Source organism: Pseudomonas sp. H1_D04 (genome assembly GCF_054683855.1).
The window spans coordinates 5,119,031-5,141,335 of the sequence record NZ_CP162826.1; the positions used below are offsets into that span (position 1 = coordinate 5,119,031).

Genomic DNA, 22,305 nt, shown 5'->3' on the forward strand with positions numbered 1-22,305 from the left:
TGGGGGAAACGAGTGCCGCATGGCGCGGCGATAGCTTAAAAGCAAGCTTCAGGCCATAAACGCTATGTTTATGATTTTAAAGGAAACCAGGGTGTATGGCGACGCTGGTCACGCTCCGAAAAATGTCACCTGGGTAGAAACGACGCACCGTGTGCGTGCGTTTGGAACAGGTGCGCGGTTGCTTTATGCCGTGTTAACGGCGCCTCAAGAGCCAAGCCCACGCTTGCATGATGCAAATACGGTCAGTGTTCAATCTGTCGTCGCGTGAGCACGGGAGAACGGCCGAGGCGATGATCTCAGGCTACGGCTTCAGTTTTAACGGGTGAACGCTTCATGCGTTTTGCATAAAAAACTTTGATCGTTTTTGAAAGGGTTTTTTCAATCAGGAAGTATGAAGCGATGGATAGCGAAATTAAAAAGATGACAAAGACTGAAAAATTAAACGTACTGGATTCAGAAAGAAACTGAGTCGGCAGCATTTGGAAAGCAAGGTGAGCCGGCGCTTGCAGTATGTAAAGCGAATAGCTGGATTCTCCGAGTATGACAAGCACGGGTATGAAGGGGGCTTTTTTTAGTAAGTTGTTTGCTATGGCACAAAAGTAAATCGCTGGGGCAAACAGGATAGCTGTGAAACTACTTCCGTACGCTAAGTGCGCGCCGATGGCATCATCTATTTTTGGGCCGTAATCAATTATCTTGCCGATAATGGCGAACAACACGATGCTGAGAACGAGCGCTGTCTTCTCCCCGACGACGTTGCGCAATACGCCTGCTTTGAACATGAGCCCGGCAGTGAACCCAAGGACAAAGCTGCACAGGTGTGAAGGTGGAAAATAATTGATCAGCGAGTGCAGGCGCGGACTGGTATTGCCATAGGGGTCTGTACGGCTGTAGTAGCTGAGCACGACTTGGCTGAAAACCCAAAGGAGTAGCGAGGACGCCAGCCACACCTTGAGGCGTACGTCTTTTTTTGTATTGCTGACAAAAATCAGCAATGGGCAAATCAAATAGAAAAACATCTCAACTGAAACAGACCAGCCAGGGTAATTTAAAGTCGTTGCGTATTTTGGGAACCACGCTTGAATAAGGGCGGCGGATATAAAAAATTTGCCGTTTAGTGAACTGCTTGTTATTGCCATGTAAGCCAGTAGCGCTATTAGATAAATGGGCAATATCCTAGCGGCTCTGTTTACATAGAATTGTGAGGTCGGAATGTTCTTTTTTGTATTCGATAGGGCGAGCACAAAGCCTGACAGTACGAAAAAGAAAGTGACCATGATCGGCCCGCAATTCAGTATCGTTGGCAAGCTTGCGTAAATTTGCGTTTCTTTTCCGTAATGGAAAAGAACCACTACGATGGCTGCAACAAAGCGCAGAAATGTTAAAGACTCTAGCCGCTCTACGGGCAATTTTGCATTTCCCAAGGACTCATCAATTGTGTTGCAGGCATGCATTTTTTGTTCGGGCACGATTCCTTTGCCTCTTGAGATGTCGCGTGAATAGTTGGCTTTTATCTAGCTGGCACGAGAAAACCGGTACCACGCCGACTATTAGCCGGTGATGGCTGCTGGGTTCTCCCTGATAGGTGGGCGCGCAGACGGGTGACCAAAGCCACATTTCGACAATTCGCTTTGTAGGAAGGTTCGTTGCGGGCAGTCAGATTGTTGTGCGCGTACGGCAGTCGCGGTTTGGAGGCCGAGCTTGAGCCCGAAGAGGATCTGGCGACTTTCTGACGGGCAAAAAAAAGCCCGCTTGTGGGCGGGCCTAAAGGGAATTCTTCAAAGGAGTAGGGTGATTTAGCACCCTGTCCTGTAAATGCCAGGTGAAAAGGATGTCGCAAAAGCAGAAAGCCACGCACGTAGCGGGCTCTAAATACCTGGGGAAGTTGTAATCGTCAGGATTCCCGACTCAATAGATGGCGCTCCGAAGGGCAGATACAAGAAGCTCAGCGCGAAGATCGTCCAGCAAACGCCAACGATCAGTGCGAACGGACCCACTACTTTCAGTCGAATCCTCCCGTGACTGGCCAAAACTTCGCCATTAATGGCTTATGGCCGCCATTGGTCGGCAATAACGAGATCATGCCGAACGCGCCCGGCAACCTAATACATACTGCCTCATCTCACCATTAGGGGCCCTCGATGAGAGAGGCACAGCGAAGACTAGCCATGACAGCCTGGCGCGACCTGTTTACACAGGCCGTAAGTCAAACGGACGCAGAGGTTAAGTATTTTGGATTGCTGCGGCGGGCTGACGCGATGGAGCTTGCCGAACTCATCACCAGCGATGAGTGGAGAAAGCTGGTGCAGCAGGCGGGAGCAATGCTTTCCAGCACCGCAGAGTGTATGGGCGGACCTGGCTAGGGCAGAGACTTGGTTGCTTCGGTTTCTTCGTCTATCGCCATGCTGGTGGTGGCGGGATCCCCTCGCAGGTACGGAGTCGCCACAGAAGCTTTGCAAGGGTTAAGTAGCACGGCTCATATTGGCATTGCGGGTTTTGCGCGTAACTCTCCCCAAGTGCACAAGTAACGCGAAACGCACACGAACCCCTGAGCCCGGCCAAGAGCCGGGTTTTCCGTTCTTGGGCCAGTACACCCCATCAAAAAAACCTTAAGCCAAGCGAGGTTGTGTTTAGACGCTATGTTATGATGTCATTATGACTTCATTGATGATGGCAGGAGCCTGCGGTGTTGGAACTTAAATTTATTGGCGCCCTAATTGATGGCGCTTACGATCATATTTGGCTGGTTTTCGTCGCTTTCTTGATCAGCTTTGCCATCTTGAGGTGGCGGAAAATTAACTATTTTGTTGAATCAGCATCTCTTTGGACGCTAGTCGGCCTCTTGGCGCTCTTTGCAATTGTGCCGACTGGCCTCTATGCATTGTTTACTCCTACCGTTGCTCAGCAGGGCTTTGATGAGGTCAAGAACCTTCCTAACTACACGGCGCTCCTCACTGCGGATGTCATTTTAGTTTTCCTCGGTTTTATTGGCGGCTCCAGGTTGGCCTGATCAAAATCTTCAAATTCAGTTTCGATAGAAGCCCCGGCATATGCCGGGGCTTTTTCGTTTTGGGTCCCACCACGCCCTTCGCTATGGCTGGGAGTGCTGCTGGGGCCGGCTATTTTATTTCAAACAGGCCCCACGGAGTCGAGTGCACGGAGTATCGACAGCGCCGGCTCGACAAGATCGACAGGCTTGAATTGCTGATAGCGGGCCTCGTTGGGGCTGTGATCGCCAGCGGGTGGCACAGGGACGATGTGAGCGACCGGCGTGCCTGGGTAACGCGGACACCTCCAGAGGCAGGCGACTCACCAACGAACTACAGCGTGAGCTCGACCCTATCTACCGTCCAGGCTTCAACTGCAGCAAGGCCGAAGTGATGCTGCGGAATCTGTGTCAGCCGGCTTTGAGAGCAGGGCAGCGAGTAGATCGTAAATCGCATGGCTGATTCTCCGTAGATCTATCAGCGCAGTAGGCAGTGCGGTGAGGGTTTTGATTCAGATTGGCAGGACGCCGGGATGGGTGAGTTGCGAAGCAGTGTCAAAAATTGTGGAGCACAAAAGATAAGGGCCTGCATGACGTTAATCATGCAAGCCCTTGATATCTATGGTGCCCGAACCCGGAATCGAACCGGGACGCCCTTACGAGCGGGGGATTTTAAGTCCCATGCGTCTACCAGTTTCGCCATTCGGGCGGTAGCGCGGTGTAGCAGGGTTGGGAATATATAGATCAAGGCGCGTATGCGCAAGGCCGTAACGCACCTTTGTTGGGCATCGAGCAAGATGAAAAAGCTCGAAAGATCAGTGGGCTACAGGGGTTTTAAAAGAGAGTCCAGTAGGTTTCTGCTGCCCGAACACAAGAATCACAGATGGGCGTCATGAATCTTCAGCAGAAAGGCAGAGCGATCGCAAACAAGCCCCGGTTTAGCCGGGGCTTGCGTGTGCAGGCCTATACGAAAGGCTGGCCGCTGAACCCTCTGGGCAAACGCTGCAACCCTGGCAGGTCGGTGAGACGTTGGGTCCAGGCGCTGCGCCAGTCAGTGGCGGTGGGGGACTTGGCTTTGCGCGAAGCACGCCGAGCGGAATTGCGTTGGGTGCGGCGGGCTTCCTTGTAGGCCTCAGTGTTGCGGCAGGTACGGCACTTGACCCGGTTCAGCTCAGCGCTGGAGGGGAGGTTGGTACCGTGGTGGCCGCAAGCCAGATGCCCGGCGACCTTGAAGTGAATGACCATGTAAGCGTCTCCTTCTTATGGGGTGCACCCATCGGTAAACCCACGACGGGTGCGAAGAGGGCGGGCGCAGAAAGATCCCGGCACCTGTCATTACGACCTCACAGTTGCCTAGGCGTTCGTTTATGGCTCTAGCCTGCTCAGCAGCGCGCTGCCGTCAGTCGATCAGTGCCAGCAGGTCCGTGTCGCCGACATCCACTCCGGCCTGGGTCAGCAAGGTGGTCGCCTGGCCCCGGTGGTGGGTCTGATGATTGAAAAAGTGCAATAGCAGGCTGGAAAAGGGCTTGTCGGCGGCGGCGCCACGCATGTTGTGGTAATGCAAGCGCAGGTCGAGATCGGGCTCGCGCAGGGTCTTGGTCCAATCGATGATCAGTTGGTCCAGCCAGGTACGACGGGCAGCCAGCGCGCTAAGGTCGGCAAAGGCCAGATGCTTGAGGTCGACGGGCATGGCAATGGCTTCCAGTGGGGCCAGCGCTGTAAAGCCTGCCGGGTGCTGGGCGAAGCGTTTGAGCCAGACCGTGTCTCCCTGCGCCAGGTGGTTGAGTGTGCCGAGTATCGAGCCGAAAAAAGCATGACGGTCCGTGCGTAATTGCGCATCCGAAAGCCTGGCGGCGGCGTCATAGACTTTGCGATTCATCCACTGGTTGTAGGTCGCCATCAGCGCAATCTGCTCGATTCGGTTCACGGGTTTCCCTGCTTGAATACGCGCCCGCTCGGCGGTCATGGAGTTTCGACAGCGGCGGACTATGGTTGTTGAACGCCAATTCTACGCGCGCAAGGGTGACACCATGAACACAAGCGACCTACTCGAACAACTGCTGCGCGCCGGGCAGTCCGGCGGTGGCGCTGCGGGCGGCGGCCTGGGCGGGCTGCTCGGCGGTTTGCTCAAGGGCACCAGCACCGGCAATGCTTCGGCCGGTGGCGGTCTGGGTGGATTGTTAGGAGGCCTCGGCGGCATGCTCGGTGGCGGTGCGGCGACACGTTCTGCACAGGGCCGCTCCGGCGGGATGAATTACGCGGCGTTGGCGTCGTTGGGGATGATGGCGTTCAAGGCGTATCAGGCATGGCAGAGTCAGCAGGCCTCCAAACCGCAATCGTCCTTTCAGACAGTCGACCAGCTGGGTGGCCCTGAAGCCGAGGCCCACAGCCATGCGGTGTTGCGTGCCTTGATTGCCGCGGCGAAGGCCGACGGTCGGATCGATGACGCAGAGCAGCAAATGATCTCCACTGAACTGGGCAAGCACACCGACGACCCGCAACTTCAGCAGTGGCTCGACGCCGAAGTCGCCAAGCCCTTGGATGCTGCGGATTTTGCCGAATTCGCACATGACCCGGCGATAGCGGCCGAGGTGTACCTGGCCAGTGTGATGCTGGTGGATGATCAGCAGAACGCAGAGCGCAATTATCTGGATGAGCTGGCGGCTACGCTGAGCATTGATCCTCAAATGCAGCTGCAACTTGAGCAGCAGCTTAAAAGCCCAGCGTAGGCAGCGCCTGCCGCATTGGCCTTCGACACGACGGCGATAAGCAAAACAACGCTCAGGGCCAGGCCGATAAAGATCAGATTGCGCCGCAGCGCACGGCGTTTGGCCGGCGGCAACAGCAGCAGGCTGTGGCGAACATCGCGGCGGTGACGCGCGCGGTATTTGGCAAACCCGTCAGGGCGCTTTGGGGTGTGTGGGTTGTGCATGACGCACCTCGCTTGGGTTCAGTTTTCTACGGTAAGCACCGAAATGCCGCTGGCTCGGGCCTGGCAGACCAGCTCCGATGTGTCATCACCGCCTGGCAAGGCGATGACCACGTCGGGGCGGCTGTCGGTCAGCATGAAGTGGTTGCGTTGGCGTTCTGCCTGCTTGCCGTGGCGTTGCCAATTGGGTGGGTAACGCACCACGTCGATACCGATTTCACGGGCCCATTCTTCGATGTCGCTGCCGAGAAACTGGTTGCCGCCGTGGATCAGTACCTGCACCGGGCGCAGGCGATGGTAGGCGTCCAGCACCTGGCGAGACTTTTTGGTGTCGGCGTAATGACGACCTGCACAGATCAAGATGCGCATAGTCCGATTCCTTGTAAGACACGGTGGCGGCCCAGCGACCGCCACCGTTTAAACGGCAGGGGTGATCAGTACCACTGCTTGAAGCGGCGGATGTAGATCGTTTTTATCAGTTGGGCCACGCAGCAGTAGCTGAGCAAGGTGCCCACCAGCCATGGGAAGTACGCCAGTGGCAGTGGCTGCAAGCCCACCAGGGTGCCCAGGGGCGAGAACGGCACGTAGATCCCCAGTACGATCACCAAGCAGGTCATCATCAGCACCGGCCATGCGGCCGTGCTCTGGAAGAACGGGATCTTGCGGGTGCGCAGCATATGCACCACCAGGGTTTGCGACAGCAGTCCTTCGATAAACCAGCCGGACTGGAACAGCGTCTGCATCTCGACGCTGTTGGCGGCAAACACGTACCACATCAGCGCAAAGGTAGTGATGTCGAAAATCGACGATGTCGGCCCGATCCACAGCATGAAACGGCCGATGTTTTTCGCGTCCCACTTGCGTGGCTTGGCCAGGTATTCCTTGTCCATCTTGTCCCACGGCAACGCCAGCTGGGAGATGTCATACATCAGGTTTTGCAGCAGCAAGTGGATCGCCAGCATCGGCATGAACGGGATAAACGCACTGGCCACCAAGACTGAGAACACGTTGCCGAAATTGGAGCTGGCGGTCATGTTCAGGTACTTCATGATATTGCCGAAGGTTTCGCGGCCCTTGAGCACGCCTTCCTCCAGCACCATCAGGCTTTTTTCCAGCAGGATGATGTCCGCCGACTCCTTGGCGATGTCGGTGCCACTGTCCACCGAGATGCCCACGTCGGCATCGCGCAGGGCAGGGGCATCGTTGATGCCGTCCCCGAGGAAGCCCACCGTATGGCCGTTGGCTTGCAGGGCCTTGAGCACACGGGATTTCTGCAACGGCGTGAGTTTGGCGAATACCGTGCGTTCCTCCACTCGGCGCGCGAGGGTGACGTCGTCCATCAATTCGATTTCAACGCCCAGCAGCGGTTGGCCGGGCTCAAGGCCGACCTGACGGCAGATCTTGCTGGTGACGACCGCGTTGTCGCCGGTCAGCACTTTGACCGCCACGCCGATCTGTTGCAGTGCGGCAATCGCAGGGCCGGCGGTTTCCTTCGGTGGATCGAGGAAGGTTAGAAAACCGTGGATCACCAGGTTGCGCTCATCGACGGTGGTGTACTGCTTGCGTGCCAACGCCTTGGGGATCGTGCGAGTCGCCACCACCAGCACGCGAAAGCCGTCTTCGTTGTAATCGTTGGCAATTGACAGCAGTTGCTCGCGACGGCGCTCATCCAACGGCACCGCGGCGCCAGCGTCCATTACATGGGTGGAAATACCCAGCATCTCTTCCACGGCGCCTTTGCACACCAGCAGATGGTCGTCGGCCGCGTCCCTGACCACGATGGACAGGCGGCGGCGTACAAAGTCGAAGGGCAACTCATCGACCTTGCTGTAGGCAAACGGCACTTGGAATGTCGGGTTCTGTTGCGAAAACTGCACCACCGCCTGGTCCATCAGGTTCTTCATGCCGCTCTGGTGGTAGCTGTTGAGCCAAGCCAGGGACAGCACGGCATCATCACGCTGGCCTAAGGCGTTGACGTGATGTTCGAGGATGATTCTGTCCTGGGTCAGGGTGCCGGTCTTGTCGGTGCACAACACGTCCATGGAGCCGAAGTTTTGGATCGCGTTGAGGCGCTTGACCACCACTTTGCGCTTGGCCATGGCCGTGGCGCCCTTGGCCAGGTTGGCGCTGACGATCATCGGCAGCATTTCCGGGGTGAGGCCCACGGCAACCGCCAGCGCAAACAGGAAGGCATCGCCCCAGTCACCCTTGGAGAAGCCGTTGAGGAAGAACACGATGGGCACCATCACCAGCATGAAGCGGATGAGCAGCCAACTGACACTGTTGACCCCACGGTCGAACGCGGTCTGCACTCGCGAGCCGACAATCGCCTTGGCCAGGGAGCCAAAGTAGGTGCGCGGTCCGGTGGCCACCACCACGGCGGTGGCCCGGCCGCTGACCACGTTGGTGCCCATAAAGCAGATATTGGGCAGGTCCAACAGGTTGCCTTGATCGGCGATCACCGGCCCTGCGGTTTTTTGCGTAACGTCGCCCAGGGTGTCGTACTTCTCCACTGGCAAGGCTTCGCCGGTGAGCACGGCCTGGCTGATAAACAGGTCTCGGGATTCGATCAGGCGGATGTCGGCGGGGATCATGTCCCCGGCCGACAGTTGCACGATATCGCCCGCCACCAGCTCGCGCATCGGTACTTCGCGCAGGGTCGGTTGGCTGCCCACTTGCTCACGGCGCAGCACGGTGGCGGTGGTGCGCACCATGGCCTTCAAGGCCTCGGCGGATTTTGCCGAGCGGTGCTCTTGCCAGAAGCGCAATAGGCTGCTGAGCAGGACCATGGTCATGATGATGATGACTTTGGTCGGGTCAGCGTCTTCGCCTTCCTGCATCGGCAGCCAGCAATCGGTAAAGAAGCTGATGGCGCCCAGGGTCAGCAGCACGTAGATGAACGGGTTGTTCAGTGCGTGCAGGAACTGGATGAGGGCGTGCGGCGGCTTTTCATGGGCGACTTCGTTAGCGCCTTCCCGTTGCAGACGTGCAGAGGCGTCCAATTCGGTCAGGCCATCCTGGGTGGCGCGTACGTTGGCCAGGGTGGCTTGCAGGCCGTTTTGGGCTTCGCGGGCGGCACGCATCGACAGTTTGGTGCCTTCGCAGGTGCTCTTTTTCTTGCTCAGTGGCGTGTTTTTTACGGCGCTCATTGTTTGTACTCCTGTCGCCAATTCTCGACAAAACATACCCGGTACTTACCTGAATACAGGCGAGCAAAAGCATGCCGAGCCGCGGACTTCGCGATCGGTTTTATTAAAGTGTTCACATAACTTCTATAAGGCCCGCCAACAGCGCGTTAGTTAACTAACGTGCAGCGGGCTACGACTGGATGCGTTCATAAAGAACTCCAGGGAATAAATAAGAAAGTTGCTGTTTTCAGCCAGGTCAGGCGGCGCGAGCGCTCACATACAGACCGAGCATCAAGCCAGCGTGAGCCAGGCTGGAAACCTTCGGTCTCTGCGGGTCTTGAGGGTCGGCATGTTCCCAGTGCTGCATCAACTGGCCGCTTTGCGGGCAGATACGCCAGTGCGCCAGCGGTCGGGCTGGATGCACTTGAGGGGAGGGTGCAACAAAGGTCGACCGGGCAGGGCAAAAGCCTGCGGGTGCTCGGCCTGGCTTGGCGCGCAGGGCTGCGGCCAGCGTGCGTACATCGGGTAAAACAAGGAGTTGGAAGGTCATAACACACCTCGGGACCGGACGGGCATCCGGTGAGGCAGTTACGGTGGAGCATCAAGCTCTAGCGCAGCTTACCGGACCGGGGAGACGAGTCCTGTCATATTCTGGGTTTGGCGCCCGACGCCCGCAAATGCGGTGCTCGGACAGCGACTAGATACTGTGTCCATTGGCTTCTTTTGTGAGGTTTAAAAAAGGCCCCAGTTGCGGGCAGGGGCAATCTACTCAGACAGTTACAAAATGTCAACGCATGATTAATTAAACTGACCAGTGTTCAGACTTCATTCAGACAAAACGCGTTGGAAGTTGTTGGCTATATAACTTCATATACCGTGCGCGGCGAGAATCGCCAGATATATCAATACCAGCCCGCAGGCGCCATAACTGATGCGTTGCCACAGGGGCGAAGCGTTTTTGCGTAACAGGTTAACCAGCGCCGCGATCAGAAAGCAGGACAACACCGATGCCAGCATGAAGCCTGCAAAAAACATCAAGGTTTGCCCGTGGCTGGGCGTGGCGCCGACAATGCCAGACAAGGCACTGCCCAATGCCCCCCAGTAAACAATGTTCTTCGGATTGGCCAACGAGATCGCCGCGCCCACCGCCAAGGCATTCTGCCCGGAGCTCGCCGGAGCGCTGCCGGCTTCAGGCAACTGCCAGGCGTCGATCAGGCTACGCACGCCGAGCCACGCCAGGTACAGCGCGCAGACAATGGTCAGCGGCACACGCACGGCGTCGTGCTGGATCAGCAGGGCAATGCCGGTCAGGCCGATCACGGCCCAGACGGCGTCACCGACCAGTGAGCCGATCTGCACCATCAGCGCGGGAGTAAAGCCATGGAGCAAGCCGCGCCGTAAGGTCTCCGCCAGCACGGCGCCAGGGGAGAGGCAAAACACAAACCCGAATACCAGCGCGTAGAAAAAGATCGTCAACATGCCCGCGTTCCTTCAATTGATGGGGGCAGTGTGAGGCGCAGGTTGGAGGGTGTCTTGAACCAGATTGCGCAGTTCAACGTTTCACGACGCTCTGGTAACGACCCGGGGTCATGCCGTAAGCCGCGCGAAAATGCCGATTGAGGTGGCTCTGGTCGGCAAACCCGAGGTCATGGGCGACGTCCGAGGCTGGCGCGCCCATGCGCAACAAACCCTTGGCGCGACGGGTGCGCAGTTGCATGGCCCACTGCCGAGGACTGAGCCCGGTGGCTTTCTGAAAGGCGCGCAGCAGGTGGAACTTGGACAGCCCCAACTCATCGCCGAGGTGGTCCAACGGCAGCGATTGATGCAGGTGCGCCGCCAGCAACTCCTGGGCGCGGCTGACCATGGGGTTAGCCGTGGCAGGGGTGCTGGGCAGACGCACGCCGCTGATCGCGACCACCTCTCCCAGCAGCGACACCAAGGCGTCTTCGTTCAGCTCGCGAACCAAGGCGTCGGCGCTCAATGCGCCTTTCACCGCCGCCGCCAGGCGTTGCGCGAGCAGCGGTTGAAAACATAACGGGCGATCAAACTCCAGGTGCGCCAAGCCCAAGTCCGCGGCCAATTGATCCGCCGTGACGTAGAGGCTGACGAACTGCCAAGGCGCGCCATCCGCCGCACCGCCGCCTTGAATCTGCCCTGGGTTGTACAGCGTAATGCTGCCCGGCCCCGCGTCGAATTCCCTGCGGTCCAGCCAGACTTTCTCCTCGCCCACCAGGTTCACGCCGATCACACACTCGTCGTGGCTATGGCGAGCGAACGTCAAACCGGTGCAAACCGTGCTGCTGACTTCGTAGTTGCCAAGCCAGGCGTGTTGCAGGGCTTTCATCGGCATTCTCCGTCAGATACTCAGACGCAGGGCGAGGGCGGCGAGGGTGACCAGCAGCACCGGCAAGGTCAGCACAATCCCGACCTTGAAGTAGTAACCCCAAGTGATGGAGATGCCTTTGCGCGCCAGGATATGCAACCACAGCAATGTGGCCAAGCTACCGATGGGGGTGATTTTCGGGCCCAGGTCGCTGCCGATGACGTTGGCGTAGATCATCGCATCCTTAACCACGCCCACGGCATGGCTGTGCTCAATGGACAACGCGCCGATCAGCACTGTGGGCAGGTTGTTCATGACTGACGACAGCAAGGCCGTCAGCACACCGGTGCCCATGGCCGCGCCCCACACGCCGTACTCGGCGAAGGTGTCGAGCCAGGTGGCGAGGTAATCCGTGAGGCCAGCATTACGCAGGCCGTAGACCACCAGGTACATGCCCAAGGAAAAGATCACGATCTGCCACGGCGCTTCCTTCATCACTTTGCGCGTGGAGATCTTATGGCCCTTGGCGGCGATGACCAGTAAGAGCACGGCACACACGGCGGAAATCGCACTGATGGGAATGCCCAGTGGCTCAAGCGCGAAACAGCCGATCAGCAGGATGCCCAGCACCCACCAGCCAGCGCGGAAGGTGGCACGGTCGTGGACGGCACTGGCGGGGTCGGCCAGGTCGGCGGGGTCGTAGGTTTGCGGGATGTCGCGGCGGAAGAACCACAGCAACACCGCCAGCGTGGCCGCGACGCTGACGAAGTTGACCGGAACCATCACCGCCGCATATTCGTTGAAGCCGATCTTGAAGTAGTCCGCCGAGACGATGTTCACCAGGTTCGATACCACGAGTGGCAGGCTTGCAGTGTCGGCGATAAAGCCTGCACCCATGACGAACGCCAGGGTCGCCGCCGGCGAGAAACGCAGGGCCAGCAGCATCGACATGACAATCGGAGTAAGGATCAGTGCCGCGCCGTCATTGGCGAACAGCGCCGACACCAGCGCACCGAGCAGCACCATATAGGCAAACAAGCGACGGCCGCGTCCACGGCCCCAACGCGCCACATGCAGCGCGGTCCAGGCGAAGAAACCGGCTTCATCCAGCAACAGGCTGATGATGATCAGCGCGACAAACGTGCCGGTGGCGTTCCAGATGATGTGCCATACCACGGGGATGTCCGAAAGGCTGACCGCGCCGCAGGCGAGGGCCAGGATCGCGCCCAAGGTGGCGCTCCAGCCGACGCCAAGCCCCTTGGGCTGCCAGATAACCAGGACGATGGTGGCGATAAAAATAGCAACGGCGACAAGCATGAATTAACGCTCCGGTGGCTCAGCGGCAGGTGCTGGCCCGTTGTGGTCTGCAACCATGGCGGGTTGTATGAAGGGGGTTAGGGAATATACGTATTTCCCGATATTTCAGCCAAACCTTGTTTCAATTGACGTGGATCAAACACCGACAAATCAACCACAAGTGATTGAAATTAAAATGAAACACGAATGTCCTAAAGTGCCCGCCCATTGCTGAAGAAGGAAGACCCCGCGTGACCCGTGCCACTCGTAACCTGCGCAAGACCCTGGATTCCGTCGCGGAAAATAACGAAACCGCGGCGTTTGACCTGATGCGCGCCGTCGAAAAGCTCGGCGATGAAGTGCTGCGTCAGCGCTTGCTCAATACGATTCATCGTCTGAACCAGGACGCCTACGAATTGCGTGAAGCTCGCGACTCGGTGGAGCAGGTCTCTGTAAAGCTCGCTTGAGCAAGATCGTTCAAGACAACTCCCTGATTACGCTGGCATGCTTGTCGACTGTCTGTCGATGAGCCGTCTCCATGCCTACTGCCTTACCTCATTACGCCTTCGCTCGCGGCGCCATCGCCGTTATTCCCTTGTCCCTGGCGTGTGCCCCTTGGGGGCTGCTGGCCGGCTCCATGGCCATCGATGCGCAATTCACCCCGCTGCAGGCCCAAGGCCTTTCCGCCATTGTGTTCGCCGGTGCTGCGCAACTGGTTGCCATCGGGATGGTCAAGAGTGGCGCCAGCCTGATTTCCATCGTGCTGACCACCTTGCTGCTGACGTCCCAGCATTTGCTGTACGGCATGCATATGCGCCCCACGTTGTCGGCACTTAATAGCCGTTGGCGCATGAGCCTGGGGTTTCTACTGACCGATGAGTTCTTCGCACTGGTCAGCCACTATGATCGCCAGACCTTCAATCGCTGGTATGCCTTGGGCGTCGGCCTGACGTTTTATATCGCCTGGAACCTGTTCACCCTGGCCGGTATCGTGTTGGGCAAAAGCATTCCCGGTCTTGATCAACTGGGCCTGGAATTTTCCATTGCCGCGACGTTTATCGCTCTGATCACCCCCGTTGTGCGGGATGTGCCGACCGTGGTCTGCGTGGCGGTGTCGCTGCTGTGTTCGGTGTGGCTGAGTTTCCTGCACTGGGAGTCAGCAGTGGTGGTGTCCGGCGTGCTGGGCATGAGTGCAGGGTTTGTCTGCAAGCGATTGGGAGTAGGGCAGCGATGATTTACCTGATGATTGTGGGTATGGGCCTGGTGGTATTTCTCAACCGCTACCTGTTTATCGAACCGCGCCTGCCGGTGCGCCTCAACCGTGGCGCTCGGGAGTTTCTCGGGTTTGCCGTGCCGGGGATGCTGACAGCGATTTGCGGGCCAATTATTTTTCTCGCTGACCATCAGCTCAACCTGAGTCCGGCCAATCCCTATTTGCTGGCGGGTATCAGTGCGGTCGCGTTGATGTTCTGGACGCGCAATGTGCTGCTTACGGTGCTGCTGAGCATGGCGTTGTTCTATCTGTTCCGTTGGTGGCTCTGACGCGCAGGCAAAAAAAAAGCCCGCGGGAGGGCGGGCAGAAGGGAGACTTCTAAAAATGAGCCAAGCCACTATAGATGGCACGCTCCTGCGTCACAGTGAAACAAAGTTCATCCAGGCGTCAGTCAGCTGCGCGGCAATGCTACAGTCGCGTTTTTTTTCATGGAGGCGATGGCATGCACAAGGTGGTAATGGGCGCATTGGTATTGGCAGCACTGACCGGCTGCGCAGGTTCGAAGATGAACGAAGCCCGTTCGGGAGCCCCCTACAAGACTCTGGCATCGGACAAGGCCACCCTGGTGGTTGCCGAGTGCATCCAGTTTGGCTGGCAGGATGAAAGCGTGTTTGGCGTCGATGCCGGCGGCTTCAAAGAGCCGAACGGGGCGGGTGGTTTCACCGTCTACACCACCGGTGGCGATTACTTCGTCGACGTGCAAAGTGCGGGTGCCGGATCGTCCGTCAAATACTACGCCGCCGAGGATGAGATGCCTGCCAAGCGTCGTTTGGCCGCGCTGGCGACTTGTCTGTAGTCCCTTGCCTTAGTCTGTTTAGGAAACGCCCGGCGGGACAGCCGCCGGACATTCGCTTATCATTCTCACTGCTCGCCCGGCTTGATGGCTCTTTACCAGTACAAGGACGTCGAGGCCAAATTGTCGGGCGAGCATCTTTTCCCCCTTATCGCGGCATGAAACCCAAGTGCCAGCGACGAGGGATCTTCAGTGACACCACTCCCAACACCCCAGCCAACACAGCGCTGACCAGCAACGCCTTCAGGCCCATCTGCTGCTCCAGCAACGCGCCGATCACGGCCCCCACAAACATGCCGCCCCACGGGATCAACTGCACCCGCCAGCCATTGCGACGCTCGCCCAGCATCCAACGCCCCAGGCCACGGCCAAAACGAGACAACGCACCCGTGACGTAGGTAAGGCCTACGGGCAAACCGTTGACCTCTTCGACGGCCGCATTAAGCATGCCCATTGCAATGATCGCTGCCAGCAACGCGGGCAAGGTATCGTCTGACGGCCACAGCGCGCCTGCGCACAACAACGCAGCAATACACAGCAGCAAAGGCAGTGCATGCCGCTTGCCAAAACGACTCACTACTACGCCCAATGCGTTGCCGACCACGAAGGTGGCGACCAGCAATAACAATCGCGCCGTCAGCCCCAAGTCCCCGGCACTGATTGCCACCGCAAGGCGCGTAGTGTTGCCGCTCATGAACGAAACGAAGTCGCCGCTGGCCATAAAACCGATGGCGTCGGTCATGCCCGCCAGCACCGAAAGACTGGCCACCAGCATCATGCCGACCCGGCCGCGCCAACGCTGTCGATGGGCAAGTGCAGCATTGACGTAAGGCTTTCGGGACGAAGGCAGCATAGGACCGGGCTCCACGGTGAGATTATCCGGCCACTACGGTAGGGCGCTTTGACCACGCATGCAATGACCTCAGACAGCTTCCAGGCGCCAGCCCTCCTGCGTCCAGTTCAAGCGGTGCGTCGGCCCGATCGCCTGCACAAACGCCTCATCATGAGACACCACCACCATCGCTCCGCTAAACCCTTGCAGCGCCTGCTCAAAAGCCCTCACTGATTCCAGGTCCAAGTGATTGGTAGGCTCGTCGAGCAGCAACAGTTGCGCGGGCACGTGGCGCCACAGGGCAATCGCCATCGCGGCTTTCAAACGTTCGCCGCCGCTGAGTTGCACCGCGGGTTGTGTCACGCGCAGGGCGTCCAGTTGCAGCAAGGCCAGGCGCGCACGCAACTCGGCTTCGGTTAGCGGTGTACCGAGCAGGTTGAGCTGTTCGATGATCGAGCGCTGGTTGTCCAGCAGGGTGAGATGCTGATCAATGTAGGCACTGGGCACGTGCACGCTGCATTGCCCCGTGACCGTTTGCCATTGGCCAGCCAACAGCTTGAGCAGCGTGGACTTGCCGCAACCGTTCGGCCCATGCACCGCGACACGTACCGGGCCTGTTAGGTGCATGTTGACGCACCTCGCGGGCAGCCACGGCAGTTGGGCATCGATTAAGGTCGCGACTGTGCGCCCGCTGGGCACCGTCGACGCCGGTAATGCGAGCAACGTTGTCGACTCATCCTGTACCCGCTCGTAAGCCTGGCGCACCTGGCTGTCCAGATCTTCTTTGCGGTGCCGATGGGCGCTGCGTACGGTGCTGACGATTTGTGTGGCCGCGCCTTTCCAGCGTGCCTTGGTGAATCGGTCAATGTTGGCGACTTGCGCCTGCTTGCGGGAGTGGGCTGCGTTGCGTTGGAGGCTGTCGTGGTCCTTTTGCAGGCGCTTGCGTTCGCGGCTGCGCTCCAGGCGTGCGTGCTCCAATGCGGCGACAGCGGCCTGCTGTTGGTTGTCTCGTTGCACGCGATAGGCATCGTAATTACCGCCATACACCCGCACGCCGAGGGGCGACAGCTCGATGATGCGCCCCAGGCTATTGAGCAACTGCCGATCATGGCTGACCACCACCAGGCCGCCACGCCAATCAGCCAGGACCCGCAGCAGCCACGAGCGGCCTGCGCTGTCGAGGTGGTTGGTGGGCTCATCAAGCACCAGCAACTGCGGCGCAGACAACAGCGCACCGATCACCACAACCCGCGCCAGTTGGCCACCGCTGAGTTGCTCGGCAGGCGTGCTGGCACTCAGCTGTGACAACCCCGCTGTATCCAAAGCGCTGCGTAAGCGGTCGGCGAGGTCCCAGCGTTCATTGATCAATGCCAGATCTTCCACGCTGGCGGTGCCTTGGGCCATGCGCTCCAGCGCCGCCAAGGCGTCTGCGATTCCCGTGAGTTGGGCGACGGTATCCCCCGGTTCGACGACAACCGCCTGTGGCACATATGCCACGTTTGGCGGGCGATCCAGCGCGCCGGAGGAGGGTGAAAGCAACCCGGCGATCAGCTTGGCGAGAACACTTTTGCCCCGGCCATTGCGCCCCACAATCCCGGTGGGCGTAAGGTCGATGGACAGCGTGAGGTCTTCCAGCAGGGTTTCGCCGTTGGCGAATTGGAAAGACAGGTGTTGCAGGGAAACCAACGCGGGCAGCCGGTTGACGTGAGTCATCAGCACCTCCAAAGCAATGTCGAACAGGCCAACAAGCACGCCAGGCGGCTCGTTGCAGGTACATTCTGGAAGGCTTAGTGGTTCACGTCGGCGGTCATCCCATAGGGCAGAAAGGAGGCAGAGCCTAACTCGCCTTGGCGAGCTGTTCAAGGAACATGGCCAGTGCGACTTCCTCAGCCTTGAGCCCTTTGCGCACCCGAGGCTTGGGTAAGGTGTGCAGTTCGCCCAGGCTGAAATGCTCCAGCACTGCCGGATGGATATAGCACTTGCGGCACACTGCCGGTGTATTCCCCAACTGCCGGGCCACGTCCTTGACCATGGCGACCACATGCCGTTTGGCGTCGGATTCCGGCTGCCATTCCAACTCACGCAACACGGCGAGCGCCATGGCGGTGCCGGCCCAGGTGCGATAGTCCTTGGCGGTGAAGTCGGCGCCGGTGAGGCTGTGCAGGTACGCATTTACATCATGGGAACTGACGGTGCGCCGCTCGCCGTCTTCGTCCAGATACTGAAACAGATCCTGCCCGGGCAATTCCATGCAGCGCTTGACCACGTTCGCCAAGCGTCGATCCTTGACGCTGACCTGATGCTCCACGCCGCTTTTGCCGCGAAACTGGAACTGAATCTCGCTGCCCTTGACGTCCACATGGCGGTTACGCAGCGTGGTCAAACCGTAGGACTTGTTGTCGCGTGCGTACTGGGTATTGCCGACTCGGATCAAGGTGGCGTCCAGCAGCATCACCACCGTGGCCAGCACTTTTTCTCGGGTGAAACCGGGTTCGGCCAGTTGCGCTTCCAGCTGCTTGCGCAGCTTGGGCAGTGCGCTACCGAACGCTTGCAGGCGTGAGTATTTGTCGGTGTCGCGCACTTCGCGCCAGCGTGGGTGGTAGCGGTATTGCTTGCGTCCACGGGCGTCGCGTCCGGTGGCTTGCAGATGGCCCCGCGGGTCGGCGCAGATCCACACGTCGGTGTAGGCGGGCGGGACGGCGAGGGCGTTCAGACGTTTGATTTCGTCCTTGTCTGTGATGCGCTCAGCCTTGGCATTGAAATACTGGAACTTGCCGCGCACATGTTTGCGGCGAACGCCGGGCTGGGTGTCGTCAACGTAATGCAGGTCGCGGGGCAGGTCGGCGGGGATCGCGGAGTCAGGCATAGCGGGTTCCTTGGCAACAAATCAGGCCGGTATGTCTGATTGACCACAGCGTTTTGCGGTCGTGCCAAATGGTTACGCCAGTACCGCGACTGCCTTGATTTGTGCCCACAGCGTCTGGCCAGGATGCAGGTGCAACTGGTCGCGGGAGAAGCGGGTGATGCGCGCCAGCAGGGGCGTGCCCTCGGCTTCCAAGCGTACAAGCACGTGGGCGCTGTTGTCTGCGGGTATTTCCTGGATGACCGTTACCGGCAAGCGGTTGAGGATGCTGCTCGGTTCCGATCCTTGCAGGCTGAGGCTGACGTCTCGCGCCTGCACCTTGACCCGCAGCGCTTTGCCCACGGCCAGCGGTGCATGGGCCACGCGCATGGACAGGGCGCTGTCGGGCAGATGCAGCGTCAGCAACTGATAGTCCGCGTCATAGGCACTGACGGTGCCGTTGATCACCACGCCGGCATCGTCGCCCCGCGCCAACGGCAGGTCGAGCCGCGCCAGGGTTTCGCCGATCGGGCCGCTGGCCAACGCCTTGCCGTCACTGAGCAGGACGATGTGGTCGGCCAGGCGCGCGACTTCATCCTGGGCATGGCTGACGTACAGCACCGGTATGTCCAGTTCGTCGTGCAGGCGTTCCAGGTACGGCAGGATTTCATTTTTTCGCTGGCTGTCGAGGGCGGCCAACGGTTCATCCATCAACAGCAGTTTCGGGCTGGTGAGCAAGGCGCGGGCGATGCCGATGCGCTGGCGTTCACCGCCGGACAAGTGCTGGGGGGTTCGCTCAAGGAGGTGACCGATCCCCAACAGCTCCGTGGCCTGGGCCATGTCCACCCGGCGCTGCTGGCGGGGAATGCGTTTGAGACCAAACTCCAGATTGGCCCGCACCGACAAGTGCGGGAACAGGCTGGCCTCCTGAAACACATAACCCAGCGCGCGTTTATGGGGCGGCACGAACAACCCGCTGCGGCTGTCTTGCCAGACGTCATCGTTCACCTGGATAAAACCGTCGGCGGCGCGCTCCAGCCCGGCGATGCAGCGCAGGCAGGTGGTCTTGCCGGAGCCGGAATGCCCGTACAGCGCGGTGACACCACGCCCTGGAAGATGGAGGTCCACCTCCAGGGCAAAGCCGGAATAGTTGAGTTGCAGGCGTACATCAATCATCGACATCAGCTCCAGCCCATCTTGGTTTTACGGCTGGAGTAGAGCGCCAGCAACACGAGGAACGCGAACACCACCATGGCTCCGGCCAACCAATGGGCCTGGGCGTATTCCATGGCTTCAACATGGTCGTAGATCTGCACCGAGACCACGCGGGTCTTGTCCGGGATATTGCCGCCGATCATCAGCACCACGCCAAACTCACCGACAGTGTGGGCGAATCCGAGGATCGAGGCAGTGATAAACCCCGGGCGCGCCAGGGGCAGGATGACCGTAAAGAATGTATCCCATGGATTGGCGCGCAAGGTCGCGGCCACTTCCAATGGGCGAGTGCCGATCGCGGAGAAGGCGTTTTGCAACGGCTGCACCACGAACGGCATGGAATAGATCACCGAACCAATGACGAGCCCGGCGAAACTGAAGGTGAGGGTGCCCAGGCCGAGCCATTGGGTGAACTGGCCGAAGTAGCCATGGGGGCCCATGGTCAGCAGCAGGTAAAAGCCGATTACCGTGGGAGGCAATACCAGCGGCAGGGCCACTATCGCGCCGATGGGACCGCGCCACCAGGAGCGGGTGCGGGACAGCCACAGGGCAATTGGAGTGCCGATGACCAACAGGATCACGGTGGTCAGTGACGCCAGTTTGATGGTCAACCAGATAGCGGAAAAATCGGCACTCGATAGGGGCATTTATTTGGCCAGCTCGTAACCGTAGGACTTAATGACGGCAGCGGCTTTCGGCCCTTTGAGGTACTCGACCAGCGCTTTGGCAGCGGCGCTGTCTTTGCCTTTGTTGAGGATCACCGCGTCTTGTTTGATCGGGTCGTGCATGGCTGCGGGGACAATCCACGCCGAACCGCTGGTGACTTTGCCGTCTTTATAGATCTGCGACAAGGCGACAAAACCCAGCTCTGCGTTGCCGGTGGACACGAACTGGAATGCCTGGGTGATGTTCTGGCCTTCGACGAGCTTGTCCTTGACCTTCTCGGTCAGGCCTTCTTTCGCCAGTACTTGGGTCGCGGCCAGGCCGTAAGGTGCGGCTTTTGGGTTGGCGATGGACAGGTGCTTGAAGTCGTTTTTCTTCAGGACTTCACCCTTGGCGTCCACATAGCCGTCTTTGGCCGACCACAGCGCGAGGGTGCCCACGGCGTAGGTGAAGCGCGTGCCTTTGACGGTGTCGCCTTCGCTTTCGAGTTTTTGCGGGGTGGTGTCGTCGGCGCTGAGGAACACTTCAAACGGGGCACCGTTCTTGATCTGGGTGTAGAACTGCCCGGTCGCGCCGTAGGCAGCGACCAGCTTGTGGCCGGTGTCTTTTTCGAAGTCGGCGGCAATAGCCTGGATCGGCGCGGTGAAGTTGGCGGCGACGGCCACTTGCACCTCATCAGCGTGGGCGGAGCCGAAAGAGAATGCAGCGACCAGCAAGGCAAGGCGTGAGGCGTGAATCATCATGAAGCAGCTCCTTGGGATGTACGGCTTGTTCTAGGGAGAAGGGCTAACCGCTATGTATTGGAATATATAGCGGTTAGCCATCGCCGGTACAGCGCAAAGTTGCCACCTATTTCTGGGCTATTTAAGTTTGGCCAGCGTTTGTTCGGCCAGTTCGCGGGTCAGGTCGTAGGTCGTCATGTCTTTGCCAAGGCGCAGTGCCTGGCCTGACCACAGGTTGCTGAAACCCGCTTCATCCTTGGCCTTGAGGGGCATCAAAGCGCCGCCAGCACGCGGAAATGCGGGTGCTGCCGGGTTGATTGCACCCAGTTCACGCATCACCCGGTTGACGATGCCCCGCGCCGGACGGCCGGTGAACAGGTTGGTCAGCGCAGTTTCGCTGGCCTGTGCGTGACGCAGTGCGCGGTGATGGGACGCGCTGACCGTCGCTTCAGGCGTGAATAAATACGCGGTGCCGATTTGTACCGCGCTCGCCCCCAAGGCAAACGCCGCGACAATACCCCGTGCATCGCCAACACCACCGGCGGCAATCACTGGCACCTTCACGGCGTCGACGATCTGGGGTAAGAGGGCGAACAGACCTATCTGCGTGTTGAGGTCATCACTGAGGAATAATCCTCTATGCCCGCCAGCCTCGCTGCCCATGGCGATAACTGCGTCGCAACCGTGCTGTTCAAGCCAAACGGCCTCTTCCACTGTGGTGGCCGACGACAACACCCGGGCGCCGGTGGCTTTTACCCGGTCCAACAAGGATGTTTCCGGCAGGCCGAAGTGGAAACTGACGACTTCGGGTCGGAATTCTTCCACTACCCGGCAGGCAGCGTCATTGAACGGGGCGCGGTCACTGACAGGGGTAGGCGCCTCAAAGTCAGCGCCCAATTCACGGTAGTAAGGCTCCAGCAACGCCTTCCAGCGGCGATCCCGCGCTTCATCTGCTTCGGGCGGCTGGTGGCAGAAGAAGTTGACGTTGATAGGGCGGGCGCTGGCGTGGCGAATAGTGATCAGCGCCTCGCGCAATTGCTCGATAGTCAGTGTCGCCGCAGGCATTGAGCCGAGTGCACCGGCTTGGCAGGCCGCAATGACCATTGCAGCGGTAGTGGCACCGGCCATGGGCGCCTGAATGATGGGCAGGTCGATGCCCAATAGGTCGAGAATGCGCGTGTCTGGCCAGTTGCTCATGGGGTGCGTCTCCAGCGATCGTCGGACTTTTCGCTGTTTTAGCAGGGCATCCGCCGTGCGGCCAGTCCGTTTTATTCACTGGACGACGTTGCGTTTTCGTGCGGGT

23 protein-coding genes, 1 tRNA gene and 1 pseudogene are annotated in these 22,305 nt (G+C 59.2%); 7 read left to right on the plus strand and 18 right to left on the minus strand.

Going from position 1 to position 22,305, the window contains the following annotated elements; translation table 11 throughout:
* Nucleotides 1-296: 296 nt before the first annotated feature.
* Entirely contained in the window at nt 297-1,469 is a 1,173-nt protein-coding gene (locus tag AB4N82_RS23580) for an acyltransferase family protein (RefSeq protein ID WP_163034966.1), read from the minus strand.
* 699 nt (nt 1,470-2,168) lie between these two features.
* Here AB4N82_RS23580 and AB4N82_RS23585 point away from each other — a divergent pair.
* Together AB4N82_RS23585 and AB4N82_RS23590 are read left to right on the plus strand one after the other, a co-directional pair.
* On the plus strand, nt 2,169-2,363 hold the full coding sequence (locus AB4N82_RS23585; RefSeq protein WP_095184706.1) for a hypothetical protein: 195 nt from the start codon (nt 2,169-2,171) through the stop codon (nt 2,361-2,363).
* Nucleotides 2,364-2,686: 323 nt separating this feature from the next.
* Complete coding sequence (locus AB4N82_RS23590) at nt 2,687-3,010, plus strand: hypothetical protein (RefSeq protein ID WP_032885727.1); 324 nt, start codon at nt 2,687-2,689, stop codon at nt 3,008-3,010.
* Between the two features lie 598 nt (nt 3,011-3,608).
* On the opposite strand, the gene AB4N82_RS23595 is transcribed toward AB4N82_RS23590, so the two are convergent.
* The 3 genes from AB4N82_RS23595 to AB4N82_RS23605 all read right to left on the minus strand — a co-directional run bounded on the left by AB4N82_RS23595 (nt 3,609) and on the right by AB4N82_RS23605 (nt 4,913).
* Nucleotides 3,609-3,695: transfer RNA gene (locus AB4N82_RS23595), tRNA-Leu, on the minus strand.
* A 254-nt stretch (nt 3,696-3,949) separates the two neighbouring features.
* Nucleotides 3,950-4,231, minus strand: coding sequence for a hypothetical protein (locus tag AB4N82_RS23600; protein WP_122765189.1), 282 nt, complete (start codon nt 4,229-4,231; stop codon nt 3,950-3,952).
* A 154-nt stretch (nt 4,232-4,385) separates the two neighbouring features.
* The gene (locus tag AB4N82_RS23605; RefSeq protein ID WP_122765251.1) at nt 4,386-4,913 is read right to left on the minus strand and encodes a DinB family protein; all 528 of its coding nucleotides are present in this window, start codon (nt 4,911-4,913) and stop codon (nt 4,386-4,388) included.
* A gap of 103 nt (nt 4,914-5,016) precedes the next feature.
* Between AB4N82_RS23605 and AB4N82_RS23610 the strand changes: the two genes are divergently transcribed.
* Nucleotides 5,017-5,715: a tellurite resistance TerB family protein gene (locus tag AB4N82_RS23610; RefSeq protein ID WP_122765252.1), complete on the plus strand. Its 699-nt coding sequence runs from the start codon at nt 5,017-5,019 to the stop codon at nt 5,713-5,715.
* Here AB4N82_RS23610 and AB4N82_RS23615 read toward each other — a convergent pair.
* From AB4N82_RS23615 to AB4N82_RS23645, 7 genes and pseudogenes are all read right to left on the minus strand, one after another.
* Nucleotides 5,679-5,918, minus strand: a pseudogene (locus AB4N82_RS23615) (hypothetical protein); the annotation flags it as partial. The gene AB4N82_RS23610 and the pseudogene AB4N82_RS23615 overlap by 37 nt on opposite strands.
* Before the next feature lie 18 nt (nt 5,919-5,936).
* A complete protein-coding gene (locus tag AB4N82_RS23620) occupies nt 5,937-6,284 on the minus strand; it encodes an SLOG family protein (RefSeq protein WP_122753426.1) in 348 nt (115 codons plus the stop codon).
* Between the two features lie 65 nt (nt 6,285-6,349).
* Nucleotides 6,350-9,064: a magnesium-translocating P-type ATPase gene (mgtA, locus tag AB4N82_RS23625; protein ID WP_460103250.1), complete on the minus strand. Its 2,715-nt coding sequence runs from the start codon at nt 9,062-9,064 to the stop codon at nt 6,350-6,352.
* Nucleotides 9,065-9,299: 235 nt separating this feature from the next.
* On the minus strand, nt 9,300-9,593 hold the full coding sequence (locus AB4N82_RS23630; RefSeq protein ID WP_081797647.1) for a hypothetical protein: 294 nt from the start codon (nt 9,591-9,593) through the stop codon (nt 9,300-9,302).
* A 317-nt stretch (nt 9,594-9,910) separates the two neighbouring features.
* Entirely contained in the window at nt 9,911-10,522 is a 612-nt protein-coding gene (locus AB4N82_RS23635) for a LysE family transporter (RefSeq protein ID WP_095184709.1), read from the minus strand.
* Nucleotides 10,523-10,595: 73 nt separating this feature from the next.
* The gene (locus AB4N82_RS23640) at nt 10,596-11,387 is read right to left on the minus strand and encodes a helix-turn-helix domain-containing protein (protein ID WP_122765187.1); all 792 of its coding nucleotides are present in this window, start codon (nt 11,385-11,387) and stop codon (nt 10,596-10,598) included.
* Nucleotides 11,388-11,399: 12 nt separating this feature from the next.
* A complete protein-coding gene (locus AB4N82_RS23645) occupies nt 11,400-12,683 on the minus strand; it encodes an arsenic transporter (RefSeq protein ID WP_122765186.1) in 1,284 nt (427 codons plus the stop codon).
* Nucleotides 12,684-12,913: 230 nt separating this feature from the next.
* Between AB4N82_RS23645 and AB4N82_RS23650 the strand changes: the two genes are divergently transcribed.
* The 4 genes from AB4N82_RS23650 to AB4N82_RS23665 all read left to right on the plus strand — a co-directional run bounded on the left by AB4N82_RS23650 (nt 12,914) and on the right by AB4N82_RS23665 (nt 14,731).
* The gene (locus AB4N82_RS23650; protein ID WP_003191339.1) at nt 12,914-13,129 is read left to right on the plus strand and encodes a hypothetical protein; all 216 of its coding nucleotides are present in this window, start codon (nt 12,914-12,916) and stop codon (nt 13,127-13,129) included.
* A 71-nt stretch (nt 13,130-13,200) separates the two neighbouring features.
* Nucleotides 13,201-13,896, plus strand: a complete 696-nt coding sequence (locus AB4N82_RS23655) for an AzlC family ABC transporter permease (RefSeq protein ID WP_032885718.1) — start codon at nt 13,201-13,203, stop codon at nt 13,894-13,896.
* On the plus strand, nt 13,893-14,204 hold the full coding sequence (locus AB4N82_RS23660) for an AzlD domain-containing protein (protein WP_095184713.1): 312 nt from the start codon (nt 13,893-13,895) through the stop codon (nt 14,202-14,204). Before AB4N82_RS23655 ends, AB4N82_RS23660 begins: the two co-directional genes overlap by 4 nt.
* A gap of 173 nt (nt 14,205-14,377) precedes the next feature.
* Complete coding sequence (locus tag AB4N82_RS23665) at nt 14,378-14,731, plus strand: hypothetical protein (RefSeq protein ID WP_095184714.1); 354 nt, start codon at nt 14,378-14,380, stop codon at nt 14,729-14,731.
* A gap of 145 nt (nt 14,732-14,876) precedes the next feature.
* Here the strand turns inward: AB4N82_RS23665 and AB4N82_RS23670 are convergent, their stop codons facing one another.
* The 7 genes from AB4N82_RS23670 to AB4N82_RS23700 form a co-directional block, all read right to left on the minus strand.
* Nucleotides 14,877-15,581, minus strand: a complete 705-nt coding sequence (locus AB4N82_RS23670) for a YoaK family protein (protein WP_032885715.1) — start codon at nt 15,579-15,581, stop codon at nt 14,877-14,879.
* A 69-nt stretch (nt 15,582-15,650) separates the two neighbouring features.
* On the minus strand, nt 15,651-17,273 hold the full coding sequence (locus tag AB4N82_RS23675; protein WP_122753506.1) for an ABC-F family ATP-binding cassette domain-containing protein: 1,623 nt from the start codon (nt 17,271-17,273) through the stop codon (nt 15,651-15,653).
* A gap of 124 nt (nt 17,274-17,397) precedes the next feature.
* Nucleotides 17,398-18,426, minus strand: coding sequence for a DNA topoisomerase IB (locus AB4N82_RS23680; RefSeq protein ID WP_122765185.1), 1,029 nt, complete (start codon nt 18,424-18,426; stop codon nt 17,398-17,400).
* 72 nt (nt 18,427-18,498) lie between these two features.
* The gene (modC, locus tag AB4N82_RS23685; protein WP_122765250.1) at nt 18,499-19,578 is read right to left on the minus strand and encodes a molybdenum ABC transporter ATP-binding protein; all 1,080 of its coding nucleotides are present in this window, start codon (nt 19,576-19,578) and stop codon (nt 18,499-18,501) included.
* A gap of 5 nt (nt 19,579-19,583) precedes the next feature.
* Nucleotides 19,584-20,264 (minus strand): molybdate ABC transporter permease subunit, encoded by a 681-nt coding sequence (modB, locus tag AB4N82_RS23690; RefSeq protein WP_032885713.1) that lies wholly within the window; start codon nt 20,262-20,264, stop codon nt 19,584-19,586.
* Nucleotides 20,265-21,023 carry a molybdate ABC transporter substrate-binding protein gene (gene modA, locus AB4N82_RS23695; protein ID WP_095184717.1) on the minus strand — a complete coding sequence of 253 codons (759 nt, stop codon included), beginning with the start codon at nt 21,021-21,023 and terminating at the stop codon, nt 20,265-20,267.
* A 117-nt stretch (nt 21,024-21,140) separates the two neighbouring features.
* The gene (locus tag AB4N82_RS23700) at nt 21,141-22,199 is read right to left on the minus strand and encodes an NAD(P)H-dependent flavin oxidoreductase (RefSeq protein ID WP_122765184.1); all 1,059 of its coding nucleotides are present in this window, start codon (nt 22,197-22,199) and stop codon (nt 21,141-21,143) included.
* Nucleotides 22,200-22,305 lie beyond the last annotated feature (106 nt).

Coding starts and splice junctions, on each gene's coding strand:
- AB4N82_RS23585 (WP_095184706.1), top strand. CDS start 2,169: ATGACAGCCTGGCGCGACCTGTTTACACAGGCCGTAAGTCAAACGGAC.
- AB4N82_RS23600 (WP_122765189.1), bottom strand. CDS start 4,231: ATGGTCATTCACTTCAAGGTCGCCGGGCATCTGGCTTGCGGCCACCAC.
- AB4N82_RS23610 (WP_122765252.1), top strand. CDS start 5,017: ATGAACACAAGCGACCTACTCGAACAACTGCTGCGCGCCGGGCAGTCC.
- AB4N82_RS23620 (WP_122753426.1), bottom strand. CDS start 6,284: ATGCGCATCTTGATCTGTGCAGGTCGTCATTACGCCGACACCAAAAAG.
- mgtA (WP_460103250.1), bottom strand. CDS start 9,064: ATGAGCGCCGTAAAAAACACGCCACTGAGCAAGAAAAAGAGCACCTGC.
- AB4N82_RS23630 (WP_081797647.1), bottom strand. CDS start 9,593: ATGACCTTCCAACTCCTTGTTTTACCCGATGTACGCACGCTGGCCGCA.
- AB4N82_RS23635 (WP_095184709.1), bottom strand. CDS start 10,522: ATGTTGACGATCTTTTTCTACGCGCTGGTATTCGGGTTTGTGTTTTGC.
- AB4N82_RS23640 (WP_122765187.1), bottom strand. CDS start 11,387: ATGAAAGCCCTGCAACACGCCTGGCTTGGCAACTACGAAGTCAGCAGC.
- AB4N82_RS23645 (WP_122765186.1), bottom strand. CDS start 12,683: ATGCTTGTCGCCGTTGCTATTTTTATCGCCACCATCGTCCTGGTTATC.
- AB4N82_RS23655 (WP_032885718.1), top strand. CDS start 13,201: ATGCCTACTGCCTTACCTCATTACGCCTTCGCTCGCGGCGCCATCGCC.
- AB4N82_RS23660 (WP_095184713.1), top strand. CDS start 13,893: ATGATTTACCTGATGATTGTGGGTATGGGCCTGGTGGTATTTCTCAAC.
- AB4N82_RS23665 (WP_095184714.1), top strand. CDS start 14,378: ATGCACAAGGTGGTAATGGGCGCATTGGTATTGGCAGCACTGACCGGC.
- AB4N82_RS23670 (WP_032885715.1), bottom strand. CDS start 15,581: ATGCTGCCTTCGTCCCGAAAGCCTTACGTCAATGCTGCACTTGCCCAT.
- AB4N82_RS23675 (WP_122753506.1), bottom strand. CDS start 17,273: ATGACTCACGTCAACCGGCTGCCCGCGTTGGTTTCCCTGCAACACCTG.
- AB4N82_RS23680 (WP_122765185.1), bottom strand. CDS start 18,426: ATGCCTGACTCCGCGATCCCCGCCGACCTGCCCCGCGACCTGCATTAC.
- modC (WP_122765250.1), bottom strand. CDS start 19,578: ATGATTGATGTACGCCTGCAACTCAACTATTCCGGCTTTGCCCTGGAG.
- modB (WP_032885713.1), bottom strand. CDS start 20,264: ATGCCCCTATCGAGTGCCGATTTTTCCGCTATCTGGTTGACCATCAAA.
- modA (WP_095184717.1), bottom strand. CDS start 21,023: ATGATGATTCACGCCTCACGCCTTGCCTTGCTGGTCGCTGCATTCTCT.
- AB4N82_RS23700 (WP_122765184.1), bottom strand. CDS start 22,199: ATGAGCAACTGGCCAGACACGCGCATTCTCGACCTATTGGGCATCGAC.